The sequence below is a fragment of the Nonomuraea sp. NPDC048881 genome, assembly GCF_040649795.1.
Taxonomy (GTDB): Bacteria; Actinomycetota; Actinomycetes; order Streptosporangiales; family Streptosporangiaceae; genus Nonomuraea.
In genome coordinates, this window is the sequence record NZ_JBEZGC010000006.1 from 410,474 (window position 1) to 436,660 (window position 26,187).

Below are 26,187 nucleotides of genomic sequence, written 5' to 3' on the forward strand. Positions count from 1 at the left end.
TTACCAGGCTCACCACCTGGAGCTTCGCCGCATTGACGCAACGATTGCCAGGTTCGGGAGGCGACTGGGGACTTACTCGACCTAGTCGGGGAGCGCCGCCGGGTTCCGGGCCAGCAGGCCGCCGTCCACGCGGTGCTCGGCCCCGGTGATGAACGACGAACGCGGCCCCGCCAGGAACGCCACCAGCTCGGCCACCTCTTCCGCGCGGCCCACGCGGCCCAGCGGATGGGCCTTCCCCCACTGCTGGACCTGCTCCTCCTGCGACAGGTCGCCCCGCCACAGGTCGGCCGCCCAGCGCAGCATGGGGGTGTCCACCGAGCCGGGGCAGACCACGTTGACCCGGATGCCGTCGGCCGCGTGGTCGAGCGCCATGGCCCTGGTCAGGCCGTTCAGGGCGGCTTTGCTCGCGGTGTAGGCGGCCACCTGCGCCTGCGACGAGAACGCCTGCACCGACGACATGACCACGATCGAGCCGCCGCCGCGTTCCCTGAGCCTCGGCACGGCGGCCTTGCAGGTGAGGTAGACGCCCTTGAGATTGACGTCCATGACCTCGTCCCATACCTCCTCCGGGGTGTCCTCGACCGTGCCGTACCGCTGGACGCCGGCGCAGGTGACGACGACGTCGAGGCCGCCGTACCTGGTCACGGCCAGGTCCACGAGGTCGCGCAGGTCGCCGGCCCGGCGCACGTCGGCGACGACGCCGGTGACGTGCTCGCTGTCGAACGCCGCCTCCTCGTCCACGCCGCAGAAGACCACGTTCGCGCCGCCGTCGGCCAGCCGGTCGACCACCGCCCGCCCGATGCCCATCGATCCGCCGGTGACCAGCGCCACCTTGCCGGAAAACTCACTCACGCCAGCACCTCCGCGCGCCATCTCGACACCTTGGTCTCCTGCGGTCCGAGCGACAGGGCGCTGCCGTTGGCCACGGCGGCGGTCAGGCCGTCGGTCGGCATGCCGGCGAACGGTTCGAGCCCCAGCGTGCAGGCCCGCCCCCACCAGGGATAGCCGGTGGACGCGCCGAGCTCCTGCCACATCCACAGGTAGGGGAGGAGCGCCGCATCCCACTCCACCCGGATACCGATATCCCCTGAAATTTCGTACCAACCCTCCGGGAAACCCGTGAGGTACACGATGTCGCTCGGCCCGCCCCGCTCGGGCACCACGCTCAGGTCCGTCTCCCCGCCCCCGTCGGCGGGCACCACCGGCCACCGCCACGGCCCGCCGGCCCGCACCCGGCGCCCGGACGGGCCGATCGGCGTCGCGTGCGGGATCACCCGCACGCCTTCGGGCAGCCGGATCCGCGCGCCCGCCCGCAGGAACGGCGCCCCGAAGACGATGTGCTGGCCCCACATCGCGTGCAGCGCGAGGTCCGCCTCGTTGGTCGCCCGCCCCTCGACCTCCAGCGCGGCCGTGCCCGCCCGGAGCCGGAACACCTTCTCCACCCGGTACGGCAGCCGCCGGGTCCGCACGGCGAGCCGCACCGCGACCTCCTCCGCGCAGTCGGCCACCACCTCGCACGACCACGGCAGCCCGGCGACCTCGCCGTGCTGGGCCAGGCGCGCGCCCCGGTACTCGCTCGGCGCGCCGCCGTTGGGGAAGACCTCCTGCCAGCCGCCCTCGTAGTGGTCGACGAACTGGGCGACGTCGTCGGCCGCGCCGTGACGGTGGTCGCGCGGGTCGCGCAGGCCCTGCGGGGAGAGCCAGACGAAGTCGGTGTCGGTGGGCTTGTGCAGGAACTCCACCACGTCGCCGCCCTTGTCCGGCAGGACGGTCACGCGCAGCCGTTCGTTCTCCAGCGTGACCGCCCGCAGCCCGTCGAGGGTGAAATGCCGCAGGCGCGCCGCCCAGTTGCGCCTCACCCGAACGTCACGTCCAGGAACCTGGGCCGGTAGATCGACACGTCCCGGTAGTGGTCGGTGTTGACGAAGCTGTTGACGTTGTAGGAGACCACCAGGCCGTTCCCGGCGACGTCGGGGTGGGCGTGGGCGTTGTAGGTGAAGACGTTCCCGCTGGTCTCGGGGGTGGTGTAGACGTGCTGCTTGCCGGTGAAGGGGCCGGTGGGCGAGCAGGAGGAGTAGGCCACGATGTTGGGGCTGAGCACCTCGGTGGTGTCATGCGTGATCAGGACATATCCGGATCCGACCCGGGTGACGCTGTACTCGTTCGCCACCCCGCCCATGATGCGGGCCGAGTCGGTCTCGTCCGGTGACCACGAGCCGTCGGCCGTGCGGAACTCCCACGTGCCGAGCAGGCTCTGGCCCCTGACCCGGGCGAGGTGCATGTACTTGGCCGAGCCGAGGTCCTCGACGCCGTACACGTAGGTGTAGCCGCCGTCCTTCAGCAGGCCGGAGGCCCAGGAGACGCCGTGGCCCGAGGGCAGGTCGTGCACGCTGATCGGCTGGTCGAGTCGGCCGGGCGCGAACCTGGCCACCACGTTGCGGTGCCAGCGCCAGTCCCACGCGCCGGGGCCGAACCGCTCGTACTCCTGGTAGGTGACCTCGACCAGGCCGCCGGCCAGCGTGGCGTCCCCGGCCCAGAACCAGTGCTTGTCGTCGCGCGGCGGCATCACGGCCTCCGGCTTCGCGGCCGTGCCGTCGTGGACGGTGGACAGCCGCCCGTCCCGCTCGACGGCGAAGGAGTTGTTCAGGAAGACGGTGCTGCCGCCCTCCTCGACGACGGGCGGCCGGGAGCCGTCGGCGTCGACCTGGCCGAGGAAGGTGTCGGAGAACACCCACAGCTCACGGCCGTTCGGCAGCCGGAGCGAGTAGGTGCCGTCGGCTCCCGTCCAGTCGTCCAGGCGGCTGTTGTCGTTGCCGTACGAGGTGAACAGGCTGGTCAGCCGGGCGTCCACGGACGCGCCGCGCACGGTGGGCGCGCACGCCGAGACCGGCCCGGACGGTTCCCGCGTCACGCCGGCCGACGGTGGCACCGGCTTGGGCGGCGCGGCCCACGCCTGCTGCGGGACGGCGACCAGGCCGAGCAGGGCGACGGCGAGGGGGAGGAGGGAGGAGCGGAATCGCGTCATCACCGGTTCCTAGGGGCTGGGGGAGTCCCGTACAGTTCTAGTCATTAGATCACTTGCTGTCCAGGGCCCCCGGAGCACCGGCCGAAAACCGGGTGCCGGTGGTCGCGGGCGGCCGGTAGCCTGCCCGGATGGGCCACGTTGAAGTAGGACATCTGACGTACGTGCTGCCCGACGGCAGGCCCCTGCTCAACGACGTCTCCTTCCGGATCGGCGACGGTGTCAAGGCGGCGCTCGTCGGGCCCAACGGCGCGGGCAAGACCACCCTCATGCGCCTGGTCGCGGGCGACCTGGAGCCCGTCGAGGGCAGCGTCACCAGCTCCGGCGGGCTGGGCGTGATGCGCCAGTTCATCGGCAACGTGCGCGACGGGAGCAACGTCCGCGACCTGCTGCTCGGCGTCGCCCCGCCGGCCGTGCGGCAGGCGGCCGAGCGGCTCGACGCGGCCGAGCTGGTGATGATGGAGCGCGACGACGAGAAGGCGCAGATGCGCTACGCGCAGGCCATCAGCGACTACACCGACGCCGGCGGCTACGAGATCGAGGTGCTCTGGGACACCTGCACGGTCTCGGCCCTCGGCGTCCCGTTCGACCGGGTGAAGTACCGCGACGTGGCCACCCTGTCCGGCGGCGAGCAGAAGCGGCTCGTCCTGGAGGCGCTGCTGCGCGGCCCCGACCAGACCCTGCTGCTCGACGAGCCCGACAACTACCTCGACGTGCCCGGCAAGGAGTGGCTGGAGCAGCAGCTGCGCGAGACGCCCAAGACCGTGCTGCTGGTCAGCCACGACCGCCAGCTCCTCGCCAACGCCGCCGACCGCATCGTCACGGTCGAGTCGGGCAACATCTGGATCCACGGCGGCGGCTTCGCCGGTTACGCCGAGGCCCGCAAGGCCCGCAACGAGCGGCTCGACGAGCTGCGCAGGCGCTGGGACGAAGAGCACGCCAAGCTCAAGGCCCTGGTCAACATGCTGAAGAACAAGGCCAGGTACAACGACGGCATGGCCGCCCCCTACCACGCGGCCCAGACCCGGCTGCGCAGGTTCGTCGAGGCGGGCCCGCCCGAGCAGGCGCCCGCCGACCAGAACATCAAGATGCGCCTGCGCGGCGGCCGCACCGGCAAGCGCGCGGTCATCTGCGAGGGCCTGGAGCTGACCGGCCTGATGCGCCCGTTCGACCTGGAGATCTGGTACGGCGAGCGGGTCGCCGTCCTCGGCTCCAACGGCTCGGGCAAGTCCCACTTCCTGCGCCTGGTGGCCGGCGAGCCCGTCGCGCACACCGGCGTGGCCAGGCTCGGCGCCCGGGTCGTCCCAGGGCACTTCGCCCAGACCCACTCCAGGCCCGACCTGCTCGGCCGCACCCCGGTCGAGATCGTGATGAACGAGCACGCCAAGCTCAAGAACGAGGCCATGAAGACGCTGGCCCGCTACGAGCTGGCCGGGCTGATCGCCGAGCAGCGGTTCGACACGCTGTCCGGAGGCCAGCAGGCGCGGCTGCAGATCCTGCTGCTGGAGCTGTCGGGCGCCACGCTGCTCCTGCTGGACGAGCCGACCGACAACCTCGACCTGGCCAGCGCCGAGGCGCTCCAGGTGGGCCTCGACGCGTTCGACGGCACGGTCATGGCGGTCACCCACGACCGCTGGTTCGCCGCCGACTTCGACCGTTTCCTGGTCTTCGGCTCCGACGGCACGGTCTACGAGTCGTCCGAGCCGGTGTGGGACGAGACGAGGGTCGTCCGGAGGCGTTAAAGAGTTGGTACGCCCGGCGCGTGTCATCTGCCAGCCGTGCCCATGCACGGGTTATCACGGCAAAGTGATCCCGCGTAGCCGAACCGTCAGCCTCCTCGCACTCGGGGCGATCTGCCTCGCCGGTTGTTCAAGTGAGGACCAGCCCGCCCAATCGCTCAAGCCGCTCGTTCTCAAGGAGCAGGTCTCGAACATCGCCAAGTCCACCGACGGTTACGCCGTCAACTGGGCGGGCGTGCTCAGCAACGCCAACCCGTGGCACTTCGGTGAGCATGTGGTGGCCACCATCGTGGGCCGCGACGCCGCCGGCACCGAGGTGGTGCGCATGGACCAGCCGCTCGACGCCGTGCCGCCGGGCGGCTCCCTGGCCTTCACCGGCCAGGCGTCCGCCACCGAGAAGCCGGTGAAGGTGACCATCCAGTACCGTCCGGCGCAGTGGCGGTCCGCCGCGCGCATCCCGTCGTCGTTCCAGTCGTTCCCGATCACGCGCGTCCAGACAATGCGCCAAAAAGACGGCTCTTACCTTATTACCGGCTATGTCGGGAATCCTTATCAATTGCCGGCGAGCAGCCTGGTGGTGAACGCGTTGCTGCGCGACGCGGCCGGCAAACTGCTCGGCGGCGGCAGCACGTTCGTGGACGACGTGAAGGCCGGCAGCCCGCCCAGGTTCATCCTCACCGTGGCCGGGCTGCCCAAGGACAGCAAGGTCGCCAAGACCGACGTCACCGCCCGGACCTGGGGTTCGACCGGCCGTCCCTACGAGGACCTGGCGATGGGCGGCGCGCTCCCGGTGCACACGGTCAAGCCCACCTCCGAGCCGTTCGCGGTGGACCGGGGGAGCGAGGCCATGGGGCAGGTAAAGCAATAATCGGTATTAGTCCGAACAAATTGCTTGGGAAATTGGCGGGGTCGCGGTAGAAGCGGCGGAACCGGTAGAACTACTAGTTACCGATCCATTACCTTCGGTCACATGAATGACCGCGTCCTGGTGGAGGCACTCCGCATCCGCGACCCGGGAGCCCTCGCCGCGCTCTACGACACGCACGCGGAGAACGTCTACCGCTACTGCTGGTCCCTCCTCCTCGACACCGACAGCGCCCAGGTGGCCCTGCGTGACACGCTGATCGCCGCCGAGGCGCACGCGGGCGCGCTGTCCCAGCCGGACAGGTTCCGGGTCTGGCTGCTCGCCCTGGCCCGGCAGGAATGCCTGCGCCGCCGGATGGCCGCGCCGCCCGGCGCCGACGAGGTCCTGGCCGAGGCGCCGCCGCTGGACGACCCCGCCGACGCCGACCTGCGGCTCATGGCCTGGAACGCGGTCGTGAGCCTGCCCGTCGCCGACCGCGAGGTGCTGGAGCTGGCGACCAGGCACGCGCTGGACACCGCCGAGCTGTCCCAGGTGCTCGCGATCCCGCCGCGCCAGGTCGAGCAGGCCAGGGAGCAGGCGCGCGATCGTCTCACCGACGCCGTCACCGCCGAGATCCTGGCGCGCAAGGGCCCCTACGACTGCCCGCGCCGGGCCCGGATCCTGGCCGGCTTCACCGGCGACCTCACCAGGGAGATGCGCGAGCACCTGGTCGGGCACGTCGCCCGCTGCGAGGTCTGCGCCCCCCACCGCGCCCGCCAGGCCTCGGCCGCCAAGGTCTTCGGCCTGCTGCCCGCCGCCGCGCTCCCCGAGGCCCTGCGCATCAGGGTCATGAGCTGCTTCGCCGACCCCGAGCTGCTGCCCTACCGCCGCTACGTCGCCCGCCGCACGGCCTCCCTGGACGCCGCCGGATTTCCCGTTCCCACGCAGACGGCGACTCGAAGGTGGCCTCAGGCGGTGGCGGGCGCGCTGGCGGCGGTCGCGACCGTGGTGGCGATAGCAGTGATCTTCAACCAGTTCGGCAAGGACAACGGCGGTCTCGCCGGGGTGGCGACGGCCGCGTTCCCCGCCACCGGCGAGCCGCCCGGCATCAGACTGCCCTGGCAACCCGACCCGCAGGACGCCCAGTTGACCGTAGCGCCCATCCTCGACAGCGCCGCGCCCGAGCCGTTCGGCATGCTCGGCTCGACGACGCCGGTGCCGCCGGCCGTGCTCGTGCCCACGTACGCGAGCTCGCCGCCCGCCGAATCCGCGCCCGGCGAGCCGCGGCCGACGCCCGACGGCCCGCCGCCGACCGACCCGCCCGGCGAGGACCCCGGCGAGCCGACGTACGGCCAGCCCGGTTTGCCCGGCCGTACCGGCCACCCGGGTCATCCGCCGCACGGTGAGCCGGGCCGTCCGCCGCACGGCGAACCCGGCACGCGTCCGCCCACCCGGACCCCGCCGGTGCCGACCCCCACCCCCGCCCCGACGCCCACCGAGACGCCCGCGCCCACCACCACGCCCTCGGAGACGGCGACGCCCGCCCCCACGCACACCCCCACCGAGGAACCCGTCACCCCCGTCGAGAGCGGCTGAGCACCCCGTGGAGCTTCTGAAGACGCACCAGGACGGGCTCGCCGAGGTGCGCCAGGACCGGCTCGCCGGGCGGGTCGTGGAGGCGTTCGAGGTGCGTCAGGATCCGCATCTGGGGCGCCGGGTCTGCCCGTCGCCCGTCCCGGGGCGGGTGGCCGAGCTGGTGCCGAGGGGACACCGCGTCGACTGGCCGACCTGGCTCGACCGCGGCCCCCGCATGCTGCGCCACGTGCTCGACCTGTGCCGCCTGCGCACCGCGCGCGGCCTGGCGGTGCTGTCCTGGCTGGCCGGCGGCCCGCAGCCGGACGAGCTCGACTGGTTGTGGGACGCCCGCCGCCTGACCGGCCCCCGCCAGGACCGCATGTACGGCGCCGCCGCCGACGTCCCCGAGCCCGTGCTCGGGCTGGTGACGGCCAACTGGACCTGGGTGCTCGACACCTGCCACGGCGGCCGCGTCACCGCCCCCTACCTGGCCGGCACCGCCTACCCGGGCGACGGTCACGCCGCCGCCGACGCCGCGATGACCCTCTTCCAGACCTACGACCGCCATCCGGAGGCCAGACCGGCCATCGCGGCGGCATGGGCCGCGGCCCGCGTGACCGCCGACTGGTGCAAGGCCGCCGAGCTGCACGCCGCGTACGGCGTCCAGACCCCCGTCTTCACCTACCCGCGGGCCGCCCGGCCGGTGGTCACCGGAATCCGTCCGTGGATAGAACGGCTCTTCCGCCTGCGGTGATGACGTTACGCGCATGAAAGCGCTGGGAACTGTGTGCATAGAGTAACCATCTGTTTCCGGGGGGACCTATGCGCGCATTTCGGGCTGGGCTCCTGGCGTGCGTCCTGCTGGCCACCCTGTGTCCGCTCACTCCGGGCTCGCCGGTGCTGGCCGACCCCATGCCGTCGGCCAAGGACGTGAAGAAGGCGCGCGCGGCCGCCCGCGAGCGCTCGAAGGAGCTGGGGGTGGCCAGCGCCGGGCTGGCCGTGGCCCAGTCCAGGCTCGACGAGCTGGCCGCGGCCGTGGAACGGCAGGTGGAGGCGTACAACGGCGAGCTGGTCCGGCTGCGGCAGGCCGAGCAGTCGTACGCGCAGGCCCAGGCGCGTCAGGCGGCGGCCGACGCCGAGGCCGAGCGCGCCCGGCAGGCCGTCGCGCTGCTCGCCGCGCAGAGCTACGGCGGGATGACGGCACTTGACCCGATCGTCGGCATGCTCATCGACGAGGGCGGCGTCGACGGCTTCCTGCACCGGGCGAGCGTGCTCGGCCAGCTAGGCGACGAGCGGGCCCAGATCCTGCGCAGGATGCGCGACGCCCAGGAGGTCGCCGCCATCCTGCGGACGCAGGCGCAGAACGCCTACGACGCCCGGCAGGCCGCCTCGGAGCGCGCCCGGCGGGCGAAGCTGGCCGCGGAGGCGGCCGTCGCCCGGCAGCGCCGCGAGACGCGCACCCTCCGGGTGGAGCGGCGGCAGCTCCAGCACCGGGTGAACGCCGCCCGCAGCCACGCCGAGCTGCTGGCCAGACGGCGGGCCCTGGCCCTGTCGGCGGCCGGCCTGGCGGCGGGATCGGCGGGCGGCAACCTGGCCGCCAACTGGGCGCTGACCCAGCTCGGCAAGCCGTACGTGTGGGCCGCCGCGGGCCCCGACACCTACGACTGCTCAGGCCTGGTCATGCGCGCCTGGGAGCAGGTGGGCGTGCGCCTGGACCACTGGACCGGAACCCAGTGGACGTCCGGCCCGCACGTGCCGCTGGACCAGCTCCGCCGCGGCGACCTGCTGTTCTTCGGCCGCATCACCGACGACCCCGGCACGATCCACCACGTGGGCATCTACGTCGGCCAGGGCCAGATGGTGCACGCGCCCCAGACCGGCGACGTGGTACGGGTCGCCCCGATCTGGAGAGGGGACCTGGTGGGCGCCACCAGGCCCCGGTGAGGATCAGTGGTGACCCGCGTCCTTGGCCCGGTGGAACGAGCGCTCGATCTCGGCCTCGGCCTCGATGCGCCCGACCCAGTTGGCGCCCTCGACGGACTTGCCGGGCTCAAGGTCCTTGTAGACCTCGAAGAAGTGCTGGATCTCCAGCCGGTCGAACTCCGACACGTGGTGGATGTCCTGGATGTGGTGCATCCGGGGGTCGGTCGAGGGCACGCACAGGACCTTGTCGTCGCCGCCCTTCTCGTCGGTCATCCGGAACATGCCGACCGCGCGGCAGGTGATGTAGCACCCCGGGAACGTCGGCTCCTGGAGCAGCACCAGCGCGTCGAGCGGGTCACCGTCCTCGCCGAGGGTGTTCTCGATGAAGCCGTAGTCGGCGGGGTACTGCGTGGAGGTGAACAGGAGCCGGTCAAGCCTGATCTTTCCGGTCTCGTGGTCCACTTCGTACTTGTTCCGTTGCCCCTTGGGAATCTCAACGACAACGTCGAACTCCACCGCGGTTCCTCCGCTCAAGGCCCCCGGGAAGTCCCGGCTGGGCGTTAATGTCTCGTAGGCGAACACCAGGAGAGAGGTCAGGCGACGTGGCGCGGCACGAGCGTTCGATGATGCTGGCCACTCTCGCCGTGCTTCAGATCGTCACGATCGTCATCGGCGTCTACGCCATGACCAGCGACTTCAACCTGAGCGCGCTGACGAGGCAGCCGTCACCGATCGGGCCGACGGCGTCTCCCCGGGGAATCCCCCCCGCCCCCGTGGTCACCTCGGGGCCTGTGCTGGCCCAGCTTTCGGCGACGTCAGGGAACGGACCTCTCCCGACTAAGAGTACTTTGACCCGCCAGCTCACCGACGCGCTGGGTGACAAAGCACTCGGCGGCCGGGTGGGCGCGGTCGTGCTCGACGCGGCCACCGGCGCCCGGATCTTCGCCTCCAACCCCGACACGGGCATCACCCCGGCCTCCACGAACAAGGTCGTCACGACCACGGCGGCGCTCGCCTCGCTGGGCCCCGACACCCGCTTCTCCACCCGCGTCGTCCAGGGCCGCGCGCCCGGCGCGATCGTCCTGGTGGGCGGCGGCGACCCGCTGCTCGCCGGGCCGTCGGCCAGGCCCGGCTACCCCAAGCAGGCCTCCCTCGCCACCCTGGCCGCCCGGACCGCCGCCGCGCTGAAGGCCAAGGGCGTCAGGAAGGTCACGCTCTCCTACGACGACAGCCTGTTCACCGGGCCGGCCATCGCGCCCGGCTGGAAGCCCAACTACGTGCCCGACGGCGAGGCGGCCCCCGTCCACGCCCTGGCCATGGACGAGGGACGCCAGCGCCCCGGCGCCCGGCCCCGCGTGCCCGACCCGGCCGCGTACGCCGCCGCCGCCTTCGCCCGGCTGCTGCCCAGGTACGGCGTCACCGTCTCCAAGGACATCCGCCAGGAGCGGGCCGCGGCGGGCGCCGCCGAGCTGGGCAAGGTCGACTCCGCCCCCCTGTACGCCCTGGTCGAGCACACCCTGACCCACAGCGACAACGACATGGCCGAGGCCCTGGCCAGGCACGTCGCCATCAAGGAGGGCAAGGAGGCGTCGTACGCGGGGGCCGCGGAGGCGGTGATCGGGGTCATGCGGCGGCTCGGCGTGACCAAGGGCGTCAGCGTCGCCGACGGCAGCGGCCTGTCCATCCGCAACCGGGTCAGCGCCGACGCCATGGCCAGGATCATCGCCATCGCCGGCTCGGCCGCGCACCCCGAGCTGCGGGCCGTCGACTCGGGCATGCCGATCGCCGGCTTCTCCGGCACGCTGGGCAACGGCAGGCGCTTCACCCGCGCCGACAGCAAGGGCCAGGTCGGCCTCGTCCGCGCCAAGACCGGCACCCTCAACAACGTCAACACCCTGGCGGGCCTGGCCACCACCAAGGACGGCCGGCTGGTCACCTTCGCCTTCCTGGCCGACGACGTGCCGGTGAACGCCGAGCCCGTGCTCGACAGGCTCGCCGCGATCGTCGCGCGATCCTGACCGCCGCTTCTTCGCAGGCGTGACGAGAACAACGTACGGTGGACGTCATGCAGGTGATCGACTGGGATCTGGCCGTCACGACCGGCACGCGCCTGGTGCGCCCCGGTCCTCAGGTGAGCAAGGAGGAGGCCAGGCAGGCCGTCGCCGAGCTCCGCACGCTGTCACGTGAGGCCGAGGGCCACGTGCGCGAGTTCACGAAGATCCACACCGAGACCGCGCCGCAGCCCGCGACCATCGTCGACCGGCCGGGCTGGATCAAGGCCAACGTCGAGGGCTTCCGCGTGGTCCTCGAACCGCTGACCCAGCGCATGGGCGGCGGAGACAACCCGCCGCCCGCCATCGTCACCGCGGTGGGCTCGCGCATCACCGGCGTCGAGGTCGGGGCCGTCCTCGCCTTCCTCGCCTCCCGGGTGCTCGGCCAGTACGAGCTGTTCCTGCCGCCCGACCCGACCGGCCAGGAGCCGACCGGCCGCCTGACGCTCGTGGCGCCCAACATCGTCCACGCCGAGCGCGAGATGAACGTCGTGCCCCGCGACTTCCGCCTGTGGGTGTGCCTGCACGAGGAGACCCACCGCGTGCAGTTCACCGGCGTCACCTGGCTGCGCGAGTACGTCAGGTCGCAGATGACCGAGTTCCTGCTCGCCTCCGACCTCGACCTGCCCACGCTCCTCGACCGCCTGCGCAACGCCGCCGACACGGTGGCCGACGTGGTCAGGGGCGGTGAGGGCAACCTGATCGACGCCATCCAGTCGCCCGCCCAGAAGGAGATCCTCGACCGCCTGACGGCCGTGATGACCCTGGTGGAAGGGCATGGCGACTTCGTCATGGACGCCGTGGGCCCCTCGGTGGTCCCGTCGGTCTCGGAGATCCGCGCCAAGTTCGCCCAGCGCCGCGAGGGCGGCTCCCGGCTCGACCGCACGGTCCGGCGCCTGCTGGGCATCGAGGTCAAGATGAAGCAGTACGCCGAGGGCTCCGCGTTCGTCCGCAAGGTGGTCGACCGGGTCGGCATGGACGGCTTCAACAAGGTCTGGACCTCCCCGGAGACCCTGCCCACGACCCCCGAGATCGCCGACCCCGACGCCTGGATCCACCGCGTCATCGGCACCCCGGCTCTTCCCGCCTGACCTTCCCGTCCCGGGGGACCCGGCCGTGGCGTGCGGCCGGTTCCCCAGCCGGGACAATGGCTCCTGTGGGTCCCCGTCCAGCCGTCGCCGACGTGCGCCGGGCCGTCCGCGAGTCGCTGACCGACCTCGCCGGCACCGGCGCGCTGGTCCTGGCCGCGTGCAGCGGCGGCGCCGACTCGCTGGCCCTGGCGGCGGCGCTGGCCTTCGTCGCCCCCCGCGCCGGCCTGCGCGCGGGCCTGGTCACGGTGGACCACCAGCTCCAGCCGGGCTCGGCCGATCGCGCCCGGCAGGTCGCCGGCATCGCCGCCGGTCTCGGCCTGGCCCCGGCCGAGGTGCTCACCGTCACCGTCGGCACCGACGGCGGTCCCGAGGCCGCCGCCCGCGAGGCCAGGTACGCCGCGCTGGCCGAGGCGGCCGACCGCCTGGGGGCCGCCGCCGTCCTGCTCGGCCACACCCGCGACGACCAGGCCGAGACCGTCCTGCTGGGGCTGGCCAGGGGGAGCGGGCTGCGCTCGATCTCCGGCATGGCCGCCCGGGCGGGCCGCTACCGCCGGCCCTTCCTCGGCCTGTCCAGGGCCACGACGGTCGCCGCCTGCGCGGCCATGTCCCTCGTCCCCTGGGACGACCCACACAACGACGACCCCCGCTACACCCGCGTCCGCGTCAGGAAGCGGATCCTGCCGATGCTCGACGAGGAACTCGGCCCGGGGGTGGCCGAGGCGCTCGCGCGGACCGCCGGAATGGCGCGGGAGGACGCCGACGCCCTCGACCAGTGGGCCGAATCGGCGTTCCCGAATTGCGCTCTTAGCGATATCGGAGAGCCCGTCATCCTGTCCGTACCCGAGTTGGAGAAACTGCCCGACGCCGTGCGCCGCAGGGTGCTGCGGCGCGCGGCCATCGCGGCGGGCACGCCCTCCGGCGCGCTTTCCGCCACCCACGTGCTGGCGGTCGATCGGCTGGTCACGCAATGGCACGGGCAGAAGGCGGTGGATCTACCCGGAGGTCTGTCCGCAGTTCGGCGGTATGGCACCCTGATACTCGCCATCAGTCCCATCGTTTAAGGAACCACAGGTGGACGCTGCCGACATGGGCAAAGACCTGGAGAAGGTCCTCATCCCCGAGGACGACCTCCAGGCCAAGATCAAAGAGCTTGCCGGGCGCATCGACGAGGACTACGCGGGCAAGGACGTCCTGCTCGTGGGCGTGCTGAAGGGCGCGGTCATGGTGATGGCCGACCTGGCCAGAGCCCTGCACGTGCCGGTGCAGATGGACTGGATGGCGGTGTCGTCCTACGGCGCGGGCACCAAGTCCTCCGGCGTCGTACGGGTGCTGAAGGACCTCGACACCGACATCTTGAACCGCCACGTCCTCATCGTCGAGGACATCATCGACTCGGGCCTCACCCTCCACTGGCTGCTGGAAAACCTGAAGTCGCGCAATCCGGCGTCGTTGGAGATCTGCGCCGCGCTGCGCAAGCCGGACGCGGTGAAGGTGCCGATCGACGTGAAATACGTCGGCTTCGACATTCCCAACGAGTTCGTCATCGGCTACGGGCTCGACTACGCGGAGCGCTACCGCAATTTGCCGTTCATCGGAACGCTCGCGCCGCACGTTTATAAGTAGTAATCCCGGCCATGGCCGGGAACATCGCGCAACGTGACGTACGTTGATAGGGCAAGACCGGTGTAGCGGGCGGGTCCCTCCGTGCGCCGTGCCGGTGTACCTTCAGACTCCGGAAGGGTGACCGCAAGTCCCCTTCGGGTAGTCAGAAGTCGCGGTGTCGGATGCCGCGGCCCCGGGCCAGCCCGGGGTTCCAGGCCATGGTCAGGAAGGGACGGGCCCGCAAGGGGTTCCGCATCGGATGGATCTCAAGCGATTTACACGTGGGCCACTGCTGTGGATCCTGGGCATCGTCGTGCTGCTCCTGCTCGTCACCCAGCTCTGGAGCGGCGGGGGCAATTTCAAGCAGGCCGACACGTCCACGGTCCTCCAGCAGATTCGCGCCGGCAATTTCACCAGCGCCAAGGTCGTCGACAAGGACAATCGGGTCGAGCTCACCCTCATCAAGCCGATCGTCGTCCGGCCGGGTGACGCCCCGGCGAAGCTGATCCAGTCCAACTGGGTCAGCGGCTACGGCGCGAAGCTGACCGACGAGCTGCAGGCCCAGGTCGACGCCAACAAGACGAAGAGCTTCACCACCGAGGTGCCCCAGGAGAACTTCCTGCTCAGCATCCTGGTGAGCTTCCTGCCGATCGTCATCATCGTGCTGATCTTCCTGTTCATCATGAACCAGATGCAGGGCGGCGGCTCCCGGGTGATGAACTTCGGCAAGTCGAAGGCCAAGCTCATCACCAAAGACACCCCCAAGACCACGTTCGCCGACGTCGCCGGCGCCGACGAGGCCATCGAGGAGCTCCAGGAGATCAAGGAGTTCCTGCAGGCCCCGGCCAAGTTCCAGGCGATCGGTGCGAAGATCCCCAAGGGCGTGCTGCTCTACGGCCCGCCCGGCACCGGCAAGACCCTGCTGGCCCGCGCGGTCGCGGGCGAGGCGGGCGTGCCCTTCTACTCGATCTCCGGCTCCGACTTCGTCGAGATGTTCGTCGGCGTCGGCGCCTCCCGCGTGCGCGACCTGTTCGAGCAGGCCAAGGCCAACGCCCCCGCGATCATCTTCATCGACGAGATCGACGCCGTCGGCCGCCACCGCGGCGCCGGCCTGGGCGGCGGTCACGACGAGCGCGAGCAGACCCTCAACCAGCTGCTCGTCGAGATGGACGGCTTCGACGTCAAGGGCGGCGTCATCCTCATCGCCGCGACCAACCGGCCCGACATCCTCGACCCGGCGCTGCTACGTCCGGGCCGTTTCGACCGGCAGGTCACGGTCGACCGTCCCGACCTGGAGGGCCGCAAGGGCATCCTCAAGGTCCACGGTCGCGGCAAGCCGTTCGCGCCCGACGTCGACCTCGACGTCATCGCGCGCCGCACCCCCGGGTTCACCGGCGCCGACCTGGCCAACGTGATCAACGAGGCGGCCCTGCTCACCGCGCGGGCCGACCAGAAGCTGATCACGATGGAGGTCCTCGAGGAGTCGATCGACCGTGTCATGGCAGGGCCCGAGCGCAAGTCGCGGGTCATGTCCGACAAGGAGAAGAAGATGATCGCCTACCACGAGGGCGGTCACGCGCTGGTGGCGCACGCGTTGCCCAACTCCGACCCGGTCCACAAGATCACTATCCTGTCCCGCGGCCGCGCGCTCGGTTACACGATGACGCTGCCGATGGAGGACAAGTTCCTGGCCACCAGGTCCGAGATGATGGACCAGCTCGCGATGCTGCTCGGCGGCCGCGCGGCGGAGGAGCTCGTCTTCCATGAGCCCACCACCGGCGCCTCCAACGACATCGAGAAGGCCACGGCGGTCGCCCGCCGCATGGTGACCGAGTACGGCATGAGCGAGCAGCTCGGCGCCCGTAAGTTCGGCACCGGCCAGGCCGAGGTCTTCCTCGGCCGCGAGATGGGCCACGAGCGCGACTACTCCGAGAAGATCGCCTCCTCCATCGACGAGGAGGTCCGCCGGATGATCGAGACGGCGCACGACCAGGCCTGGGACATCCTGGTCGAATACCGCGACGTGCTCGACAACCTGGTGCTGGAGCTCATGGAGAAGGAGACCCTCTCCCGCGAGCAGGTCCTGCAGATCTTCGCCCCGGTGGTCGTCAAGGAGCACCGGCCCTCGTACGCGGGCTACGGCAAGCGGCTGCCCTCCGACCGCCCGCCGATCCTGACCCCGAAGGAGCAGTCGGCCAACGGCTCGCTCACCTCCGGCCACCAGGATGCCTTCCAGTCCGGGGACAGTGCGTGACCCAGCACGAGGTCGACCTGGGGCGGATCGAGAAGGCCGTACGCGAGATCCTCTACGGCATCGGCGAGGATCCCGACCGTGACGGCCTGCTCGAAACGCCCGCCAGGGTCGCCCGCGCGATGGCCGAGCAGTTCTCCGGGCTCGGTCAGACCCCCGAAGACGTGCTCAACAAGGTCTTCGACGTCGACCACGACGAGATGGTGCTGGTCAGGGACATCGAGGTCTACTCGACCTGCGAGCACCATCTGGTCCCGTTCCACGGCGTGGCCCACGTGGGCTACATCCCCAACGAGCGCGGCCAGGTGACCGGGCTGTCCAAGCTGGCCCGGCTGGTCGACGTCTTCGCCCGCCGTCCGCAGGTGCAGGAGCGCATGACCTCGCAGATCGCCGACGCCCTCATGCGGGTGCTGGAGCCGCGCGGGGTCATCGTGGTGGTCGAGGCCGAACACCTGTGCATGACGATGCGCGGCGTGCGCAAGCCGGGGGCCAAGACGGTCACGTCGGCGGTCCGCGGCGACTTCCGTACCAGCGACAAGACCCGCTCCGAGGCGATGGCGCTGATTCTCGGCAGGTGACGATCGTTATCCACAACTGGGGACCCGAGATGTCGGCAGGTGTGGGGGAACGCCTAGGCTTGCCCCATGACTAGCGTGCCCATCAACGTGCCGGGCGGCACGGAGCGGTGCCTCGTCATGGGCGTGGTCAACGTGACCCCCGACTCCTTCTCCGACGGCGGCCTGTGGTTCGACGAGGAGGCCGCCGTCCGGCACGGGCTCGACCTGGTGCGGGAGGGGGCCGACATCGTCGACGTGGGCGGTGAGTCCACCCGTCCCGGCGCCGCGCGGGTGTCGCTGGAGGAGGAGCTGGCCAGGGTCGTCCCGGTGATCCGGGCGCTCGACGCCGAGGGCGTGGCCGTCAGCGTCGACACGATGCGCGCCGAGGTCGCCAGGGCCGCGGTCGAGGCGGGCGCCAGGCTCGTCAACGACGTCAGCGGCGGCCTGGCCGACCCCGAGATGCCGCGCGTGGTCGCCGCGACGGGAGCGCCCTACGTGGTGATGCACTGGCGCGGCCACAGCCATGACATGGACAGCCGCGCCGTCTACGCCGACGTCGTGACAGAGGTGCGCGAGGAGCTCAGCAAGCGCGTCGATCTCGTGCTGGCCGAGGGGGTGTCCCCCGAGCAGATCGTGCTCGACCCCGGCCTCGGCTTCGCCAAGAACGCCGAGCACAACTGGGCGTTGCTGGCCGGCATCCCGCGGCTCGCCGAGCTGGGATTCCCGCTGCTGATCGGGGCCTCGCGCAAGCGGTTCCTCGGGCGGCTGCTGGCCGGCCCCGACGGCGCGCCCCGCCCCTTCAGCAGGAGCGACGACGCAACGCTGGCGGTCACCGCGCTGGCGGCTCAGGCGGGGGCCTGGTGCGTGCGCGTGCACGAGGTAGGTCCCAATGCCGATGCCGTGCGCGTGGCGGCCGCATGGAAGAGAGCCGGAGCAGGCACATGAGCGTCGACACTGCCGCGATCGAGACGGTCAACGAGGAGTTCTACACCGCGATCGAGAGCGCCGATCTCGACAAGATGACCGAGATCTGGGCCGAGGACACCGCCGACGACCAGGTGAGCTGCGTCCATCCGGGCTGGACGTTGCTGACCGGCCGGTCGGAGGTGCTGCGGTCGTGGGCGCTGATCATGGCCAACACCACCTACATCCAGTTCGTGCTGACCGACGTCAACACCACCGTGCTGGGCGACGTGGCCGTGCTCACCTGCGTGGAGAACATCCTGACGGCGGGCGAGGAGGGTGAGTCCAGCTTCGCCGCGGGAAAGGTGGTGGCGAGCAACGTCTACATCCGCACCGCGCAGGGCTGGCGGTTGTGGATGCACCACGGCTCCCCGGTGCTCCAGGGAGACGACGACGAGGACGAGGAGGGCGAGCTTGAGGTCTGACCGCATCGCTCTCAAGGGCCTGCGGGCCAGGGGCAGGCACGGCGTCCTGCCCGCCGAGCGGGAGCTCGGCCAGGAGTTCGTGATCGACGCGACGTTGTTCCTCGACACCGCCCCGGCGGCGGCCGGCGACGACCTCACCAAGACCGTCCACTACGGCGAGCTGGCCCAGGCGCTGGTCGAGGTGGTCGAGGGCGAGCCGGTCGAGCTGATCGAGACGCTGGCCCAGCGGCTGGCCGACGTCTGCCTGTCCAGCGAGCTGGTGCACAAGGTCGAGGTGAGTGTGCACAAACCGGCGGCGCCGATCCCGCTGCCGTTCGACGATGTGATCGTGACGATCGAGCGGAGCCGCGCATGAAGGCCGTCCTCGCTCTCGGCAGCAACCTGGGGGAGCGGTTCCAGACGTTGCAGGGAGCCATCGACACGTTGTTCGACGCCCCTGGCCTGGAGTTCGTCAAGGTGTCCCCGGTCTACGAGACCGACCCGGTCGGGGGGCCGGGCGGCCAGGAGCCGTACCTCAACGCGGTCGTCGTCGCCGAGACCGCGCTGCCGCCGCGCACATTGCTGGAGCGGGCGCTGGGCGTGGAGAACGCGTTCGGCCGGGTGCGTGCGGAGCGGTGGGGGCCGCGTACGCTCGACGTCGACCTGATCGTCGTGGGCGAGACCGTGTCCGACGACCCCGAGCTGACGTTGCCGCATCCCCGGGCCCACGAGCGGGCGTTCGTGCTGGTGCCCTGGTCGGTGATCGACCCCGAGGCCACCGTGCCGGGCCGGGGCCGGGTGGCCGACCTGCTGGCCGAGCTCGACCGGCACGGCGTGCGCCTGCGTGACGACCTGAAGCTGCAGAGGCCCGATTGAAGCCGACGCATCCCGGCCATCTGGTCGCTCTCCTCGTCGTCGTCGCCCTGATCTTCTGGGCGGCGGTCCGGCACTTCTACGGCGCGTTCCTGCTGCCCTGGACGGCCATCCCGACCGTGTTGCTGCTCGCCCTCGGCGAGGGTTACAGCGGATGGGTGACCAAGGCCAGGATCGCCAGGAAACCCGACACCAAGCCGGTCGAGCCGCTGGCGGTGGCCCGGCTGGCGGCGCTGGCCAAGGCGTCGGCGTACGCGGGGGCGGTGTTCGCGGGGTTGTTCGCCGGGTTCGCCGCGTACACGCTGGAGCTCTTCGACCGGGAGACGCCGCGCTCGGAGTTCTTCGTCGCGGCCGGGTCGTTCGTGGCCTGCGTGGTGCTCGTCTGCGCGGCCCTGTACCTGGAACACTGCTGCCGGATCCCGAAGGACTCCGACGAGCGCAAACCCGACTAGCGGCGGCGGCCGAAGAGGTAGATGACCGGCAGCGTGCAGATCAGCGGCCCGACGATGGCGATCGGCCGCTCCAGCCACCACTTCAGGTCGGGCGGGATCTTCGTGCCGAGGTTGCCGAACAACCACCACGACAGCCCTAAGGCGATCGCCATGCCGGTCGTGTGGAACAGGAACAGCGGCAGGGCGTAGCGGTTGATGAAGGAGTTGGCACGGGCCCAGCGGGGGCGTTCGAGCACGCGTTCCATGGCCGGGCGCAGCACTTCCACCAGGCCGATCTGGAAGATCAGCAGGGCGACGATGACGAACGTGGGCGGCGCCATGTTCGACCACTTGTCGCCCGGCACGCCCACCATCGAGCCCGGGTAGATGCCCGAGTAGACCAGGCCGATCAGCGCGAACAGGCCAGTCCACAGGATGCCGACGTCGTACCGCCGGGGCAGGACGACGATCCGGTCGTAGAAGAAGCCCGCCTGGTGGGCCAGCCCCCAGACGATGATCATGTTGAGCCAGCCGGCCCACTCGAAGCCGTAGCGGAAGCGCACGACGTCGACGACCAGGGCCGAGCCGCCGAGCCAGATGAGGGCCAGCACGTCGTAGCGCCTGTGCAGCCACAGGGCCACCGGCAGCAGCGCGATCAGCACCAGGTAGACGCCGAGGAACCACAGCGGGCTGAGCACGAGCAGCACCACCCGCCACATCCATCCCACGTGGAACGCCCAGGTGACGATCGCCCCGACGGAGATCCACACGCCGCACAGGAACAGCGCGGGCAGGGACAGCGCGCGGATGCGCCGCCAGACGAACGCCCCGATGCCGACGCCGCGCGCCTGGGCCCGGTTCCAGGACAGCAGGTGCACGTGGCCGCCGACGTAGAAGAACAGCGGCAGCACCTGGAGCAGCCAGGTCAGGATCCACAACCCGGAGGTGAAGCCGAGCGGGCTGGTGGGCTCGGGCCCGCTGGGCTTCCACTCCAGGATCGTGAACGCCCAGTGCCAGACCACCACGACGATGAGGCTGAGGGCGCGCAGCCAGTCGACGTACTTGTCGCGTTCGGGAGTGCTCACTTGTCGATGTCACCCACGACGAAGAACATCGAGCCCAGAATGGCGATCATGTCGGCCACCAGGTTCCCGGGCAGCAGCTCGCGCAGCGCCTGGACGTTGCCGAACGACGCCGAGCGCAGCTTGAGCCGCCACGGCGTCTTGTCGCCCTTGGAGACCAGGTAGTAGCCGTTGATGCCGAGCGGGTTCTCGGTCCACGCGTACGTGTGGCCCTCGGGCACCTTGAGCACCTTCGGCAGGCGCTGGTTGACGGGCCCCGGCGGCAGCTCGCGCAGCCGGGCGACGCACGCGTCGGCCAGGTCGAGGGAGACCTTGAGCTGCTCGAACAGCACCTCGAACCGGGCGTGGCAGTCGCCGTCGCGCCGGGTGACGACCGTGACCGGCAGCTCCCCGTAGGCGAGGTACGGGTCGTCGCGCCGCAGGTCGAAGTCCACGCCGGAGGCGCGGGCGATGGGGCCGCTGACGCCGTACTGGAGGATCTGCTCGCGGGTCAGCACGCCGACGCCCTTGGTGCGGGCGAGGAAGATCTCGTTGTTCAGGATGAGGCCCTCGATGTCGGGCACCCGGCGGCGGGTCTCGGCGACGGCCGCGGCGACCCGGTCGAGCCAGCCGAGCGGCAGGTCCTCCTTGAGGCCGCCGACCCGGTTGAACATGTAGTGCATGCGCCCGCCGGAGATCTCCTCCATGACGGCCTGGATGCGTTCGCGCTCGTTGAAGGCGTAGAAGACGGGGGTGATCGCGCCCAGTTCGAGGGGGTAGGAGCCGAGGAACATCAGGTGGTTGAGCACCCGGTTGAGCTCGGCCAGCAGCGTACGCGCCCACACGGCCCTGACCGGCGTCTCCATGCCGAGCAGCCGTTCGGCGGCCAGCACGACGCCCAGTTCGTTGGCGAACCCCGACAGCCAGTCGTGCCGGTTGGCGAGCATGATGATCTGGCGGTAGTCGCGGACCTCGAACAGTTTCTCCGCGCCCCTGTGCATGTAGCCGATGATCGGCTCGGCCGCCTCGATGCGCTCGCCGTCGAGGGTGAGCCGGAGCCTGAGCACGCCGTGCGTGGAGGGATGCTGGGGGCCGATGTTGAGGATCATGTCCTCGGTCGCCAGCTCCTTCGCGCCGGCGCCGATCCCGACCACGCGTTCCGTCATGGGGCCCATGCTGCCACCGTCCCACGGGGTGATCCAGCGTGGGGGATGGTCAAGGAATCGTATGGCAACGCATCCCGAAGCCAGACATGGGGATCAATACCGGGAACGGGGGGAGAAAGCACTGTGAAGAGAGTCCTGTTTGATGTGGCGGCCCTGATCTCCCGGGTGGTACTCGGGGTGATCTTCGTGGCGCACGGCTGGCAGAAGTGGCAGGGCGGGCTCGGTGCCGCGGCGGGGCAGTTCCGGGAGATGGGCGTGCCCATGCCCGAGTTGTCGGCCGGATTCGCCGCCATCGTCGAGCTGGTCGGCGGCGCCCTGCTGATCCTCGGCCTGCTGGTCCGGCCGGTGGCGTTGCTGCTGCTCATCGACATGATCGGCGCGATCGTCTTCGTGCACGCGGGCCACGGGGTGTTGTCGCAAGGCGGGGGATGGGAACTGCCGGGCGCGCTGGGTGCGCTGTCCTTGATGCTCGCCGCGCTGGGTGGCGGCCGCATCGGGCTCGACGGCATCTTCCACTCGACGTACCGCCGTCGCAGGGAACGCCAGATCGCCGAGGACGACCTCGCCGCGCACCGGCCGGCCCGGCGCGCCGAGCCGACGACGGTCGTCACCGAGGGGCCGGCCACGCAGGTCGGGCCCGAGGGCGGCCCGACGACGCCGGCCCGGCCCGAGGGCGAGGCCGAGCCGCCCAACGTGCCGCGGCAGCCCAACGCGCCGCGCCCCGGGCACCTCAACGACGAGGACATGCGGGACATCGACGCCCTGGTGTCCGACGAGCCGCACCAGCAGAAGCCGCCCAACCGTTGAGCGTCAGCGGCTGACCAGGTCGCGCAGGGCCTCGATCAGGCGGTCGACGTGCTCCTGCGTGCTGCCGATGCCGATGGAGGCGCGTACCGCCGAGGCGGTGCCGTCCTCGCAGCCGCCGTCCGAGGCATCCAGCAGGTGGCGGACGAACGGGTGCGCGCAGAACTTCCCGTCCCGCACGCCGATGCCGTACTCGCCGGACAGCGCCTCGGCCACCTCGCGGGCCGAGTAGCCGTCCACGACGAACGACACGATCCCCACCCGCGGGTGGTCCTCGCCCCACAGCGACAGCTCGCGCACCCCGTCGATCGAGGCCAGACCGGTACGCAGCCGGGCGATCAGGCGCTCCTCCTCGCGCACCAGCTCCGTCCACCCCGTGGCGGTGAGCGCGTCGCAGGCGGCGGCCAGGGCGATGGCGCCGAGCACGTTGGGGGTGCCGGCCTCGTGGCGGGGCTCGGGGTCGTCGTGCCACTCGGTGGTCTCGCCGACCGAGCGCACCGCGCCGCCGCCCTTCAGGTACGGCTCGCCCGCCGCCAGCCAGTCACGGCGTCCGACCAGCACGCCGGCGCCGAAGGGCGCGTACAGCTTGTGGCCGGAGAAGGCCACGTAGTCCAGGTCGAGCGCGGTCAGGTTGAGCCTGCGGTGCGGGACGAGCTGGGCGGCGTCCACCAGTATCCGGGCGTCGTGCCGGTGGGCGATGTGGGCGAGGGCGGCGATGGGCCACAGCTCGCCGGTGACGTTGGAGGCGGCGGTGACCACGAGCAGCTTGGGCCCCTCGATCCCGGCCAGCGCCTCGTCGGCGGCGCGGACGGCCTCGCCGGGGAAGGCGGGCGGCGCCAGGCGCACGGACCGCTCCCAGGGCAGCAGCGAGGCGTGGTGCTCGGAGTCGAAGACGACGACGGTCGTGCCCTCGGGCAGGCAGCCGGCCAGCAGGTTGGTGGCGTCGGTGGTGTTGCGGGTGAAGATGACGGCGTCGTCCGGGCGGGCGCCGACGAAGGCCCGGACCGTGTGGCGGGCCTGCTCGTAGCGGGCGGTGGTGAGCTGGGAGGCGTAGCCCGCGCCGCGGTGGACGCTGGAGTAGGCCGGGAGCGCGGCGGCGACGGCGGCGCTGACCGGCTCAAGACAGGGGGCGCTGGCCGCGTAGTCGAGGTTGGCGTAGCTCACCAGCCGGCCGCCCTTGACCGGCACTTCGAGGTCGGCGCCGAGCACGGCGGGGATCGACCGTCCGGAGGCGGCGGCAGGGGCGGTGGCCTCGGCGGCAGCCTGGGCGGGAACGGAGTTGAAGATCGTCAGCGTGGACACGGCGCAGCTCCTCACGGGTCGGTCGGACCCCTGGAAGCAGCCACGGAGCCCGCGCTTGCCCGCCACACCTCGTGACGGACCAGGTCTTCACCCGGGGCACCCCGCCGCGGACGCGAGGGTTGCCGGCCAGCTAGCCGGGGCTTGTCGCTGGCACTCATGACCTACGACGGCACTATAACCGACACCCGGGCATGATTCGCAAGCTCAGCAGGTCAACCCGTCTCATAAGATGAAATAGTGCGCTTTGATCCCTGGAATCCGGATTTCGTCGTCGACCCCTATCCGGCGTACGACGAGCTGAGGCGCGAGGCGCCCGTCCGCTACTTCGAGCCGTCCAACCAGTGGCTGATCTCCCGGCACGCGGACGTGAACGCGCTGCTCAGGGACCGGCGGCTGGGCCGCGACTACACCCACGTCGCCACGCACGAGGAGTTCGGCCGGCAGCCCGCGCCGGAGTTCCAGGAAGCCTTCTGGCGGGTCAGCAGGAACGGCATGCTGGAGGTCGAGCCGCCGGACCACACGAGGCTGCGCCGGCTGGTGTCCAAGGCGTTCACGCCGCGCATGGTCGAGTCGCTGCGCCCGCGCGTCCGGGCCATCGCCGAGAGCCTGATCGACGCCTACGTCGAGAAGGGCGGCGGCGACCTGATCGCCGAGGTCGCCGAGCCGTTGCCGGTCACCGTCATCGCCGAGATGCTCGGCGTCCCCGAGCAGGACCGCCACCTGCTGCGCCCGTGGTCGGCCGACATGTGCGGCATGTACGAGCTCAACCCCAGCCTGGAGACCCAGCACCAGGCGGTGCGCGCGGCCGAGGAGTTCGAGTCCTACCTCAAGGACCTGGCCCGCGACCGGCTCGCGAACCCCGGCGAGGACCTGGTCAGCGCCCTGGCCGCGATCCCCGAGCTGACCCTCGACGAGCTGGCCGGCACCTGCGTGCTGCTGCTCAACGCGGGCCACGAGGCCACGGTCAACGTCACCGGCAACGGCTGGCGGGCCCTGCTGAAGAACCCGGGCGAGCTGGCCCGTCTGCGCGCCGACCGTTCGCTGCTGCCGACCGCCATCGAGGAGCTGCTGCGCTACGACACCCCGCTGCAGCTCTTCGAGCGCTGGGTGCTGGAGGACATCGAGGTGCACGGCGTGCGGATCCCGCGCGGCTCGGAGGTCGCCTGCCTGTTCGGCTCGGCCAACAGGGACCCCGAGGTGTTCGAGGACCCGGACCGGCTCGACCTGGGCCGTCCGGACAACCCGCACATCTCCTTCGGCGCCGGCATCCACTTCTGCCTGGGCGCGCCGCTGGCCAGGATCGAGCTGACGGAGTCGTTCACCGCGCTGCTGGACCGGGTCGGGACGATCGAGCTGCGCGCGGAGCCGGTCTACAAGCCGGGCTTCGTCATCCGCGGCCTGCGCTCGCTCGACCTCGACGTCACCGGCTCTGGCTGAGCCAGCCGAACCCGCCGAGCCCCGCCGGATCGATCAGCTCGCCCTCCTCCGACGCCCGCGACAACGCGCGCACGTAGCCGCGCGGATCGGTGCGGGCGAGGTCGACCGGCGGCCGGGCGCCGGTGAGGCCCAGCGCCCGCAACATGTCGCGCTGTGTGGACAAGGTTGTGGATATCGCGCCGGCCCGCCGCCCGGCCTCGGCGCACGCGTCGAGCGCGACGTGGGCGGTGATGTCGCAGGTCCCGTCGGGGATGGGCGTGACGACGGCGCCGTCGCGGTAACCGGTCAGCGTGCCACAGAGCGGTCGGTTATCCACAGGGTGTGCATAATCCACGGCTATCGCCCGGCCGCGGGCGAGGCGTACCAGAACGGAGGCCCAGGCGTCGTCACGGGGACGGCCGATCTCGGCTCGGGTGCCCACGTGCGGCAGCGGCCACCAGCGGTCGAGCCATTCGCGGTCGGCGGGCCGCAGCGGACCGCCGAGGCGCTCCTCCCCGGTGCGGGTGTTGACCATGACCAGACGCGGGCCGCCGGAGGTCTGCTCGGCCACGTCGAGCGGGATGTTGTCGAGCCACTCGTTGGCGACGGCCAGCCCGGTGATGCTGGACGGCAGGCAGCGGCGCCACTCGACCTCGTCGGGCAGGCCCGGCGGCCTGGGTGACAGGTCGACGCACGTGACCCGGAGCCGGTTGCGCAGCGCGGGCTCGGCCAGGTCGAGGACGCGGCGGACCAGCACGCCCTCACCGGAGCCGATGTCGACCAGGTCGAGCCACTCGGGGGAGCCGAGGTCGCAGTCGACCTCCGCCAGCAGGGCCAGGATCGCCTCGGCGAACACGGCCGAGGCCCCGACCGAGGTGCGGAAGTGGCCCGAGGGGCGTTCGCGGAGGTAGAAACCCTCCTCGCCGTAGAGCGCGCGTTCGGTCGCGGCGCGCCAGGTGAGCCACATGAGGCTGACTATCTCATGACTCCGGCCATCAACACGCTAAGTCATTGATTGACTACACTTGGTCGCTACATTGCGCTAACGTTTACGTACTGTCACCGAGCGACTGCGTTTCGCCCATCCGCGGTAAGCGGCGAGCCGGTTCGCT

Annotated in this window: 26 protein-coding genes and 1 riboswitch; of the genes, 18 read left to right on the forward strand and 8 right to left on the reverse strand. The window is 71.2% G+C overall.

What is annotated here, in order from left to right; genetic code table 11:
- Nucleotides 1-81 precede the first annotated feature (81 nt).
- Genes AB0C33_RS24000 through AB0C33_RS24010 form a run of 3 tightly spaced genes read right to left on the reverse strand, consistent with a single transcriptional unit; the run spans nt 82 to nt 3,025 of the window.
- Nucleotides 82-852 carry an SDR family oxidoreductase gene (locus AB0C33_RS24000; RefSeq protein WP_358291535.1) on the reverse strand — a complete coding sequence of 257 codons (771 nt, stop codon included), beginning with the start codon at nt 850-852 and terminating at the stop codon, nt 82-84.
- On the reverse strand, nt 849-1,859 hold the full coding sequence (locus AB0C33_RS24005; protein ID WP_358291537.1) for a DUF4432 family protein: 1,011 nt from the start codon (nt 1,857-1,859) through the stop codon (nt 849-851). Before AB0C33_RS24005 ends, AB0C33_RS24000 begins: the two co-directional genes overlap by 4 nt.
- Entirely contained in the window at nt 1,856-3,025 is a 1,170-nt protein-coding gene (locus AB0C33_RS24010) for a DUF4185 domain-containing protein (RefSeq protein WP_358291539.1), read from the reverse strand. Before AB0C33_RS24010 ends, AB0C33_RS24005 begins: the two co-directional genes overlap by 4 nt.
- A gap of 128 nt (nt 3,026-3,153) precedes the next feature.
- Between AB0C33_RS24010 and AB0C33_RS24015 the strand changes: the two genes are divergently transcribed.
- The 5 genes from AB0C33_RS24015 (at nt 3,154) to AB0C33_RS24035 (ending at nt 9,124) form a co-directional block, all read left to right on the forward strand.
- Entirely contained in the window at nt 3,154-4,764 is a 1,611-nt protein-coding gene (locus AB0C33_RS24015; RefSeq protein ID WP_358291541.1) for an ATP-binding cassette domain-containing protein, read from the forward strand.
- A gap of 64 nt (nt 4,765-4,828) precedes the next feature.
- On the forward strand, nt 4,829-5,629 hold the full coding sequence (locus AB0C33_RS24020; RefSeq protein ID WP_358291543.1) for a hypothetical protein: 801 nt from the start codon (nt 4,829-4,831) through the stop codon (nt 5,627-5,629).
- Nucleotides 5,630-5,731: 102 nt separating this feature from the next.
- Nucleotides 5,732-7,201, forward strand: a complete 1,470-nt coding sequence (locus tag AB0C33_RS24025) for a sigma-70 family RNA polymerase sigma factor (protein ID WP_358291545.1) — start codon at nt 5,732-5,734, stop codon at nt 7,199-7,201.
- A 7-nt stretch (nt 7,202-7,208) separates the two neighbouring features.
- Nucleotides 7,209-7,934, forward strand: a complete 726-nt coding sequence (locus tag AB0C33_RS24030; RefSeq protein ID WP_358291547.1) for a hypothetical protein — start codon at nt 7,209-7,211, stop codon at nt 7,932-7,934.
- A gap of 68 nt (nt 7,935-8,002) precedes the next feature.
- Nucleotides 8,003-9,124, forward strand: coding sequence for a C40 family peptidase (locus tag AB0C33_RS24035; RefSeq protein ID WP_358291549.1), 1,122 nt, complete (start codon nt 8,003-8,005; stop codon nt 9,122-9,124).
- Between the two features lie 3 nt (nt 9,125-9,127).
- Here the strand turns inward: AB0C33_RS24035 and AB0C33_RS24040 are convergent, their stop codons facing one another.
- Entirely contained in the window at nt 9,128-9,619 is a 492-nt protein-coding gene (locus tag AB0C33_RS24040; RefSeq protein WP_352318598.1) for an inorganic diphosphatase, read from the reverse strand.
- An 86-nt stretch (nt 9,620-9,705) separates the two neighbouring features.
- Between AB0C33_RS24040 and dacB the strand changes: the two genes are divergently transcribed.
- The 11 genes from dacB (at nt 9,706) to AB0C33_RS24095 (ending at nt 19,347) form a co-directional block, all read left to right on the forward strand.
- The gene (gene dacB / locus AB0C33_RS24045; protein WP_358291551.1) at nt 9,706-11,121 is read left to right on the forward strand and encodes a D-alanyl-D-alanine carboxypeptidase/D-alanyl-D-alanine-endopeptidase; all 1,416 of its coding nucleotides are present in this window, start codon (nt 9,706-9,708) and stop codon (nt 11,119-11,121) included.
- A 47-nt stretch (nt 11,122-11,168) separates the two neighbouring features.
- Nucleotides 11,169-12,245, forward strand: coding sequence for a zinc-dependent metalloprotease (locus AB0C33_RS24050; protein ID WP_352318602.1), 1,077 nt, complete (start codon nt 11,169-11,171; stop codon nt 12,243-12,245).
- Nucleotides 12,246-12,301: 56 nt separating this feature from the next.
- On the forward strand, nt 12,302-13,306 hold the full coding sequence (gene tilS, locus AB0C33_RS24055) for a tRNA lysidine(34) synthetase TilS (RefSeq protein ID WP_358291553.1): 1,005 nt from the start codon (nt 12,302-12,304) through the stop codon (nt 13,304-13,306).
- A 10-nt stretch (nt 13,307-13,316) separates the two neighbouring features.
- A complete protein-coding gene (gene hpt, locus AB0C33_RS24060) occupies nt 13,317-13,868 on the forward strand; it encodes a hypoxanthine phosphoribosyltransferase (RefSeq protein WP_352318606.1) in 552 nt (183 codons plus the stop codon).
- 238 nt (nt 13,869-14,106) lie between these two features.
- Nucleotides 14,107-16,101, forward strand: a complete 1,995-nt coding sequence (gene ftsH, locus AB0C33_RS24065) for an ATP-dependent zinc metalloprotease FtsH (protein ID WP_352358549.1) — start codon at nt 14,107-14,109, stop codon at nt 16,099-16,101.
- Nucleotides 16,098-16,676 carry a GTP cyclohydrolase I FolE gene (gene folE, locus AB0C33_RS24070; protein ID WP_352318609.1) on the forward strand — a complete coding sequence of 193 codons (579 nt, stop codon included), beginning with the start codon at nt 16,098-16,100 and terminating at the stop codon, nt 16,674-16,676. Before ftsH ends, folE begins: the two co-directional genes overlap by 4 nt.
- A gap of 117 nt (nt 16,677-16,793) precedes the next feature.
- Nucleotides 16,794-17,600: a dihydropteroate synthase gene (gene folP / locus AB0C33_RS24075; RefSeq protein WP_358291824.1), complete on the forward strand. Its 807-nt coding sequence runs from the start codon at nt 16,794-16,796 to the stop codon at nt 17,598-17,600.
- Nucleotides 17,597-18,043 (forward strand): nuclear transport factor 2 family protein, encoded by a 447-nt coding sequence (locus tag AB0C33_RS24080; protein ID WP_358291555.1) that lies wholly within the window; start codon nt 17,597-17,599, stop codon nt 18,041-18,043. Before folP ends, AB0C33_RS24080 begins: the two co-directional genes overlap by 4 nt.
- Nucleotides 18,033-18,398, forward strand: a complete 366-nt coding sequence (gene folB, locus AB0C33_RS24085) for a dihydroneopterin aldolase (RefSeq protein WP_358291557.1) — start codon at nt 18,033-18,035, stop codon at nt 18,396-18,398. The genes AB0C33_RS24080 and folB overlap by 11 nt, the downstream gene beginning before the upstream one ends.
- Nucleotides 18,395-18,898, forward strand: a complete 504-nt coding sequence (gene folK, locus AB0C33_RS24090; RefSeq protein WP_352358556.1) for a 2-amino-4-hydroxy-6-hydroxymethyldihydropteridine diphosphokinase — start codon at nt 18,395-18,397, stop codon at nt 18,896-18,898. The genes folB and folK overlap by 4 nt, the downstream gene beginning before the upstream one ends.
- Complete coding sequence (locus AB0C33_RS24095; protein WP_358291560.1) at nt 18,895-19,347, forward strand: DUF3180 domain-containing protein; 453 nt, start codon at nt 18,895-18,897, stop codon at nt 19,345-19,347. Before folK ends, AB0C33_RS24095 begins: the two co-directional genes overlap by 4 nt.
- Here the strand turns inward: AB0C33_RS24095 and AB0C33_RS24100 are convergent.
- Nucleotides 19,344-20,411, reverse strand: a complete 1,068-nt coding sequence (locus tag AB0C33_RS24100; protein WP_358291562.1) for an acyltransferase — start codon at nt 20,409-20,411, stop codon at nt 19,344-19,346. The genes AB0C33_RS24095 and AB0C33_RS24100 overlap by 4 nt on opposite strands.
- On the reverse strand, nt 20,408-21,553 hold the full coding sequence (locus AB0C33_RS24105; RefSeq protein WP_358291564.1) for an NADH-quinone oxidoreductase subunit D: 1,146 nt from the start codon (nt 21,551-21,553) through the stop codon (nt 20,408-20,410). Before AB0C33_RS24105 ends, AB0C33_RS24100 begins: the two co-directional genes overlap by 4 nt.
- Nucleotides 21,554-21,676: 123 nt before the next feature.
- Here AB0C33_RS24105 and AB0C33_RS24110 point away from each other — a divergent pair, with 123 nt between their 5' ends.
- On the forward strand, nt 21,677-22,360 hold the full coding sequence (locus AB0C33_RS24110; protein WP_358291566.1) for a DoxX family protein: 684 nt from the start codon (nt 21,677-21,679) through the stop codon (nt 22,358-22,360).
- A 3-nt stretch (nt 22,361-22,363) separates the two neighbouring features.
- On the opposite strand, the gene AB0C33_RS24115 is transcribed toward AB0C33_RS24110, so the two are convergent.
- Nucleotides 22,364-23,575: an aminotransferase class V-fold PLP-dependent enzyme gene (locus AB0C33_RS24115; protein WP_358291826.1), complete on the reverse strand. Its 1,212-nt coding sequence runs from the start codon at nt 23,573-23,575 to the stop codon at nt 22,364-22,366.
- 130 nt (nt 23,576-23,705) lie between these two features.
- Nucleotides 23,706-23,821: riboswitch (SAM riboswitch) on the reverse strand.
- 75 nt (nt 23,822-23,896) lie between these two features.
- On the opposite strand from AB0C33_RS24115, the gene AB0C33_RS24120 reads away from it, so the two are divergent.
- Nucleotides 23,897-25,096: a cytochrome P450 gene (locus tag AB0C33_RS24120; RefSeq protein ID WP_358291568.1), complete on the forward strand. Its 1,200-nt coding sequence runs from the start codon at nt 23,897-23,899 to the stop codon at nt 25,094-25,096.
- Here the strand turns inward: AB0C33_RS24120 and AB0C33_RS24125 are convergent.
- Complete coding sequence (locus AB0C33_RS24125; protein ID WP_358291570.1) at nt 25,080-26,042, reverse strand: SAM-dependent methyltransferase; 963 nt, start codon at nt 26,040-26,042, stop codon at nt 25,080-25,082. The genes AB0C33_RS24120 and AB0C33_RS24125 overlap by 17 nt on opposite strands.
- Between the last annotated feature and the right edge of the window lie 145 nt (nt 26,043-26,187).

Coding starts and splice junctions, on each gene's coding strand:
- ftsH (WP_352358549.1), top strand. CDS start 14,107: ATGGATCTCAAGCGATTTACACGTGGGCCACTGCTGTGGATCCTGGGC.
- AB0C33_RS24105 (WP_358291564.1), bottom strand. CDS start 21,553: ATGACGGAACGCGTGGTCGGGATCGGCGCCGGCGCGAAGGAGCTGGCG.
- AB0C33_RS24015 (WP_358291541.1), top strand. CDS start 3,154: ATGGGCCACGTTGAAGTAGGACATCTGACGTACGTGCTGCCCGACGGC.
- AB0C33_RS24025 (WP_358291545.1), top strand. CDS start 5,732: ATGAATGACCGCGTCCTGGTGGAGGCACTCCGCATCCGCGACCCGGGA.
- AB0C33_RS24125 (WP_358291570.1), bottom strand. CDS start 26,042: ATGTGGCTCACCTGGCGCGCCGCGACCGAACGCGCGCTCTACGGCGAG.
- folK (WP_352358556.1), top strand. CDS start 18,395: ATGAAGGCCGTCCTCGCTCTCGGCAGCAACCTGGGGGAGCGGTTCCAG.
- folP (WP_358291824.1), top strand. CDS start 16,794: ATGGGCGTGGTCAACGTGACCCCCGACTCCTTCTCCGACGGCGGCCTG.
- AB0C33_RS24035 (WP_358291549.1), top strand. CDS start 8,003: ATGCGCGCATTTCGGGCTGGGCTCCTGGCGTGCGTCCTGCTGGCCACC.
- AB0C33_RS24050 (WP_352318602.1), top strand. CDS start 11,169: ATGCAGGTGATCGACTGGGATCTGGCCGTCACGACCGGCACGCGCCTG.
- AB0C33_RS24080 (WP_358291555.1), top strand. CDS start 17,597: ATGAGCGTCGACACTGCCGCGATCGAGACGGTCAACGAGGAGTTCTAC.
- tilS (WP_358291553.1), top strand. CDS start 12,302: ATGGCTCCTGTGGGTCCCCGTCCAGCCGTCGCCGACGTGCGCCGGGCC.
- AB0C33_RS24010 (WP_358291539.1), bottom strand. CDS start 3,025: ATGACGCGATTCCGCTCCTCCCTCCTCCCCCTCGCCGTCGCCCTGCTC.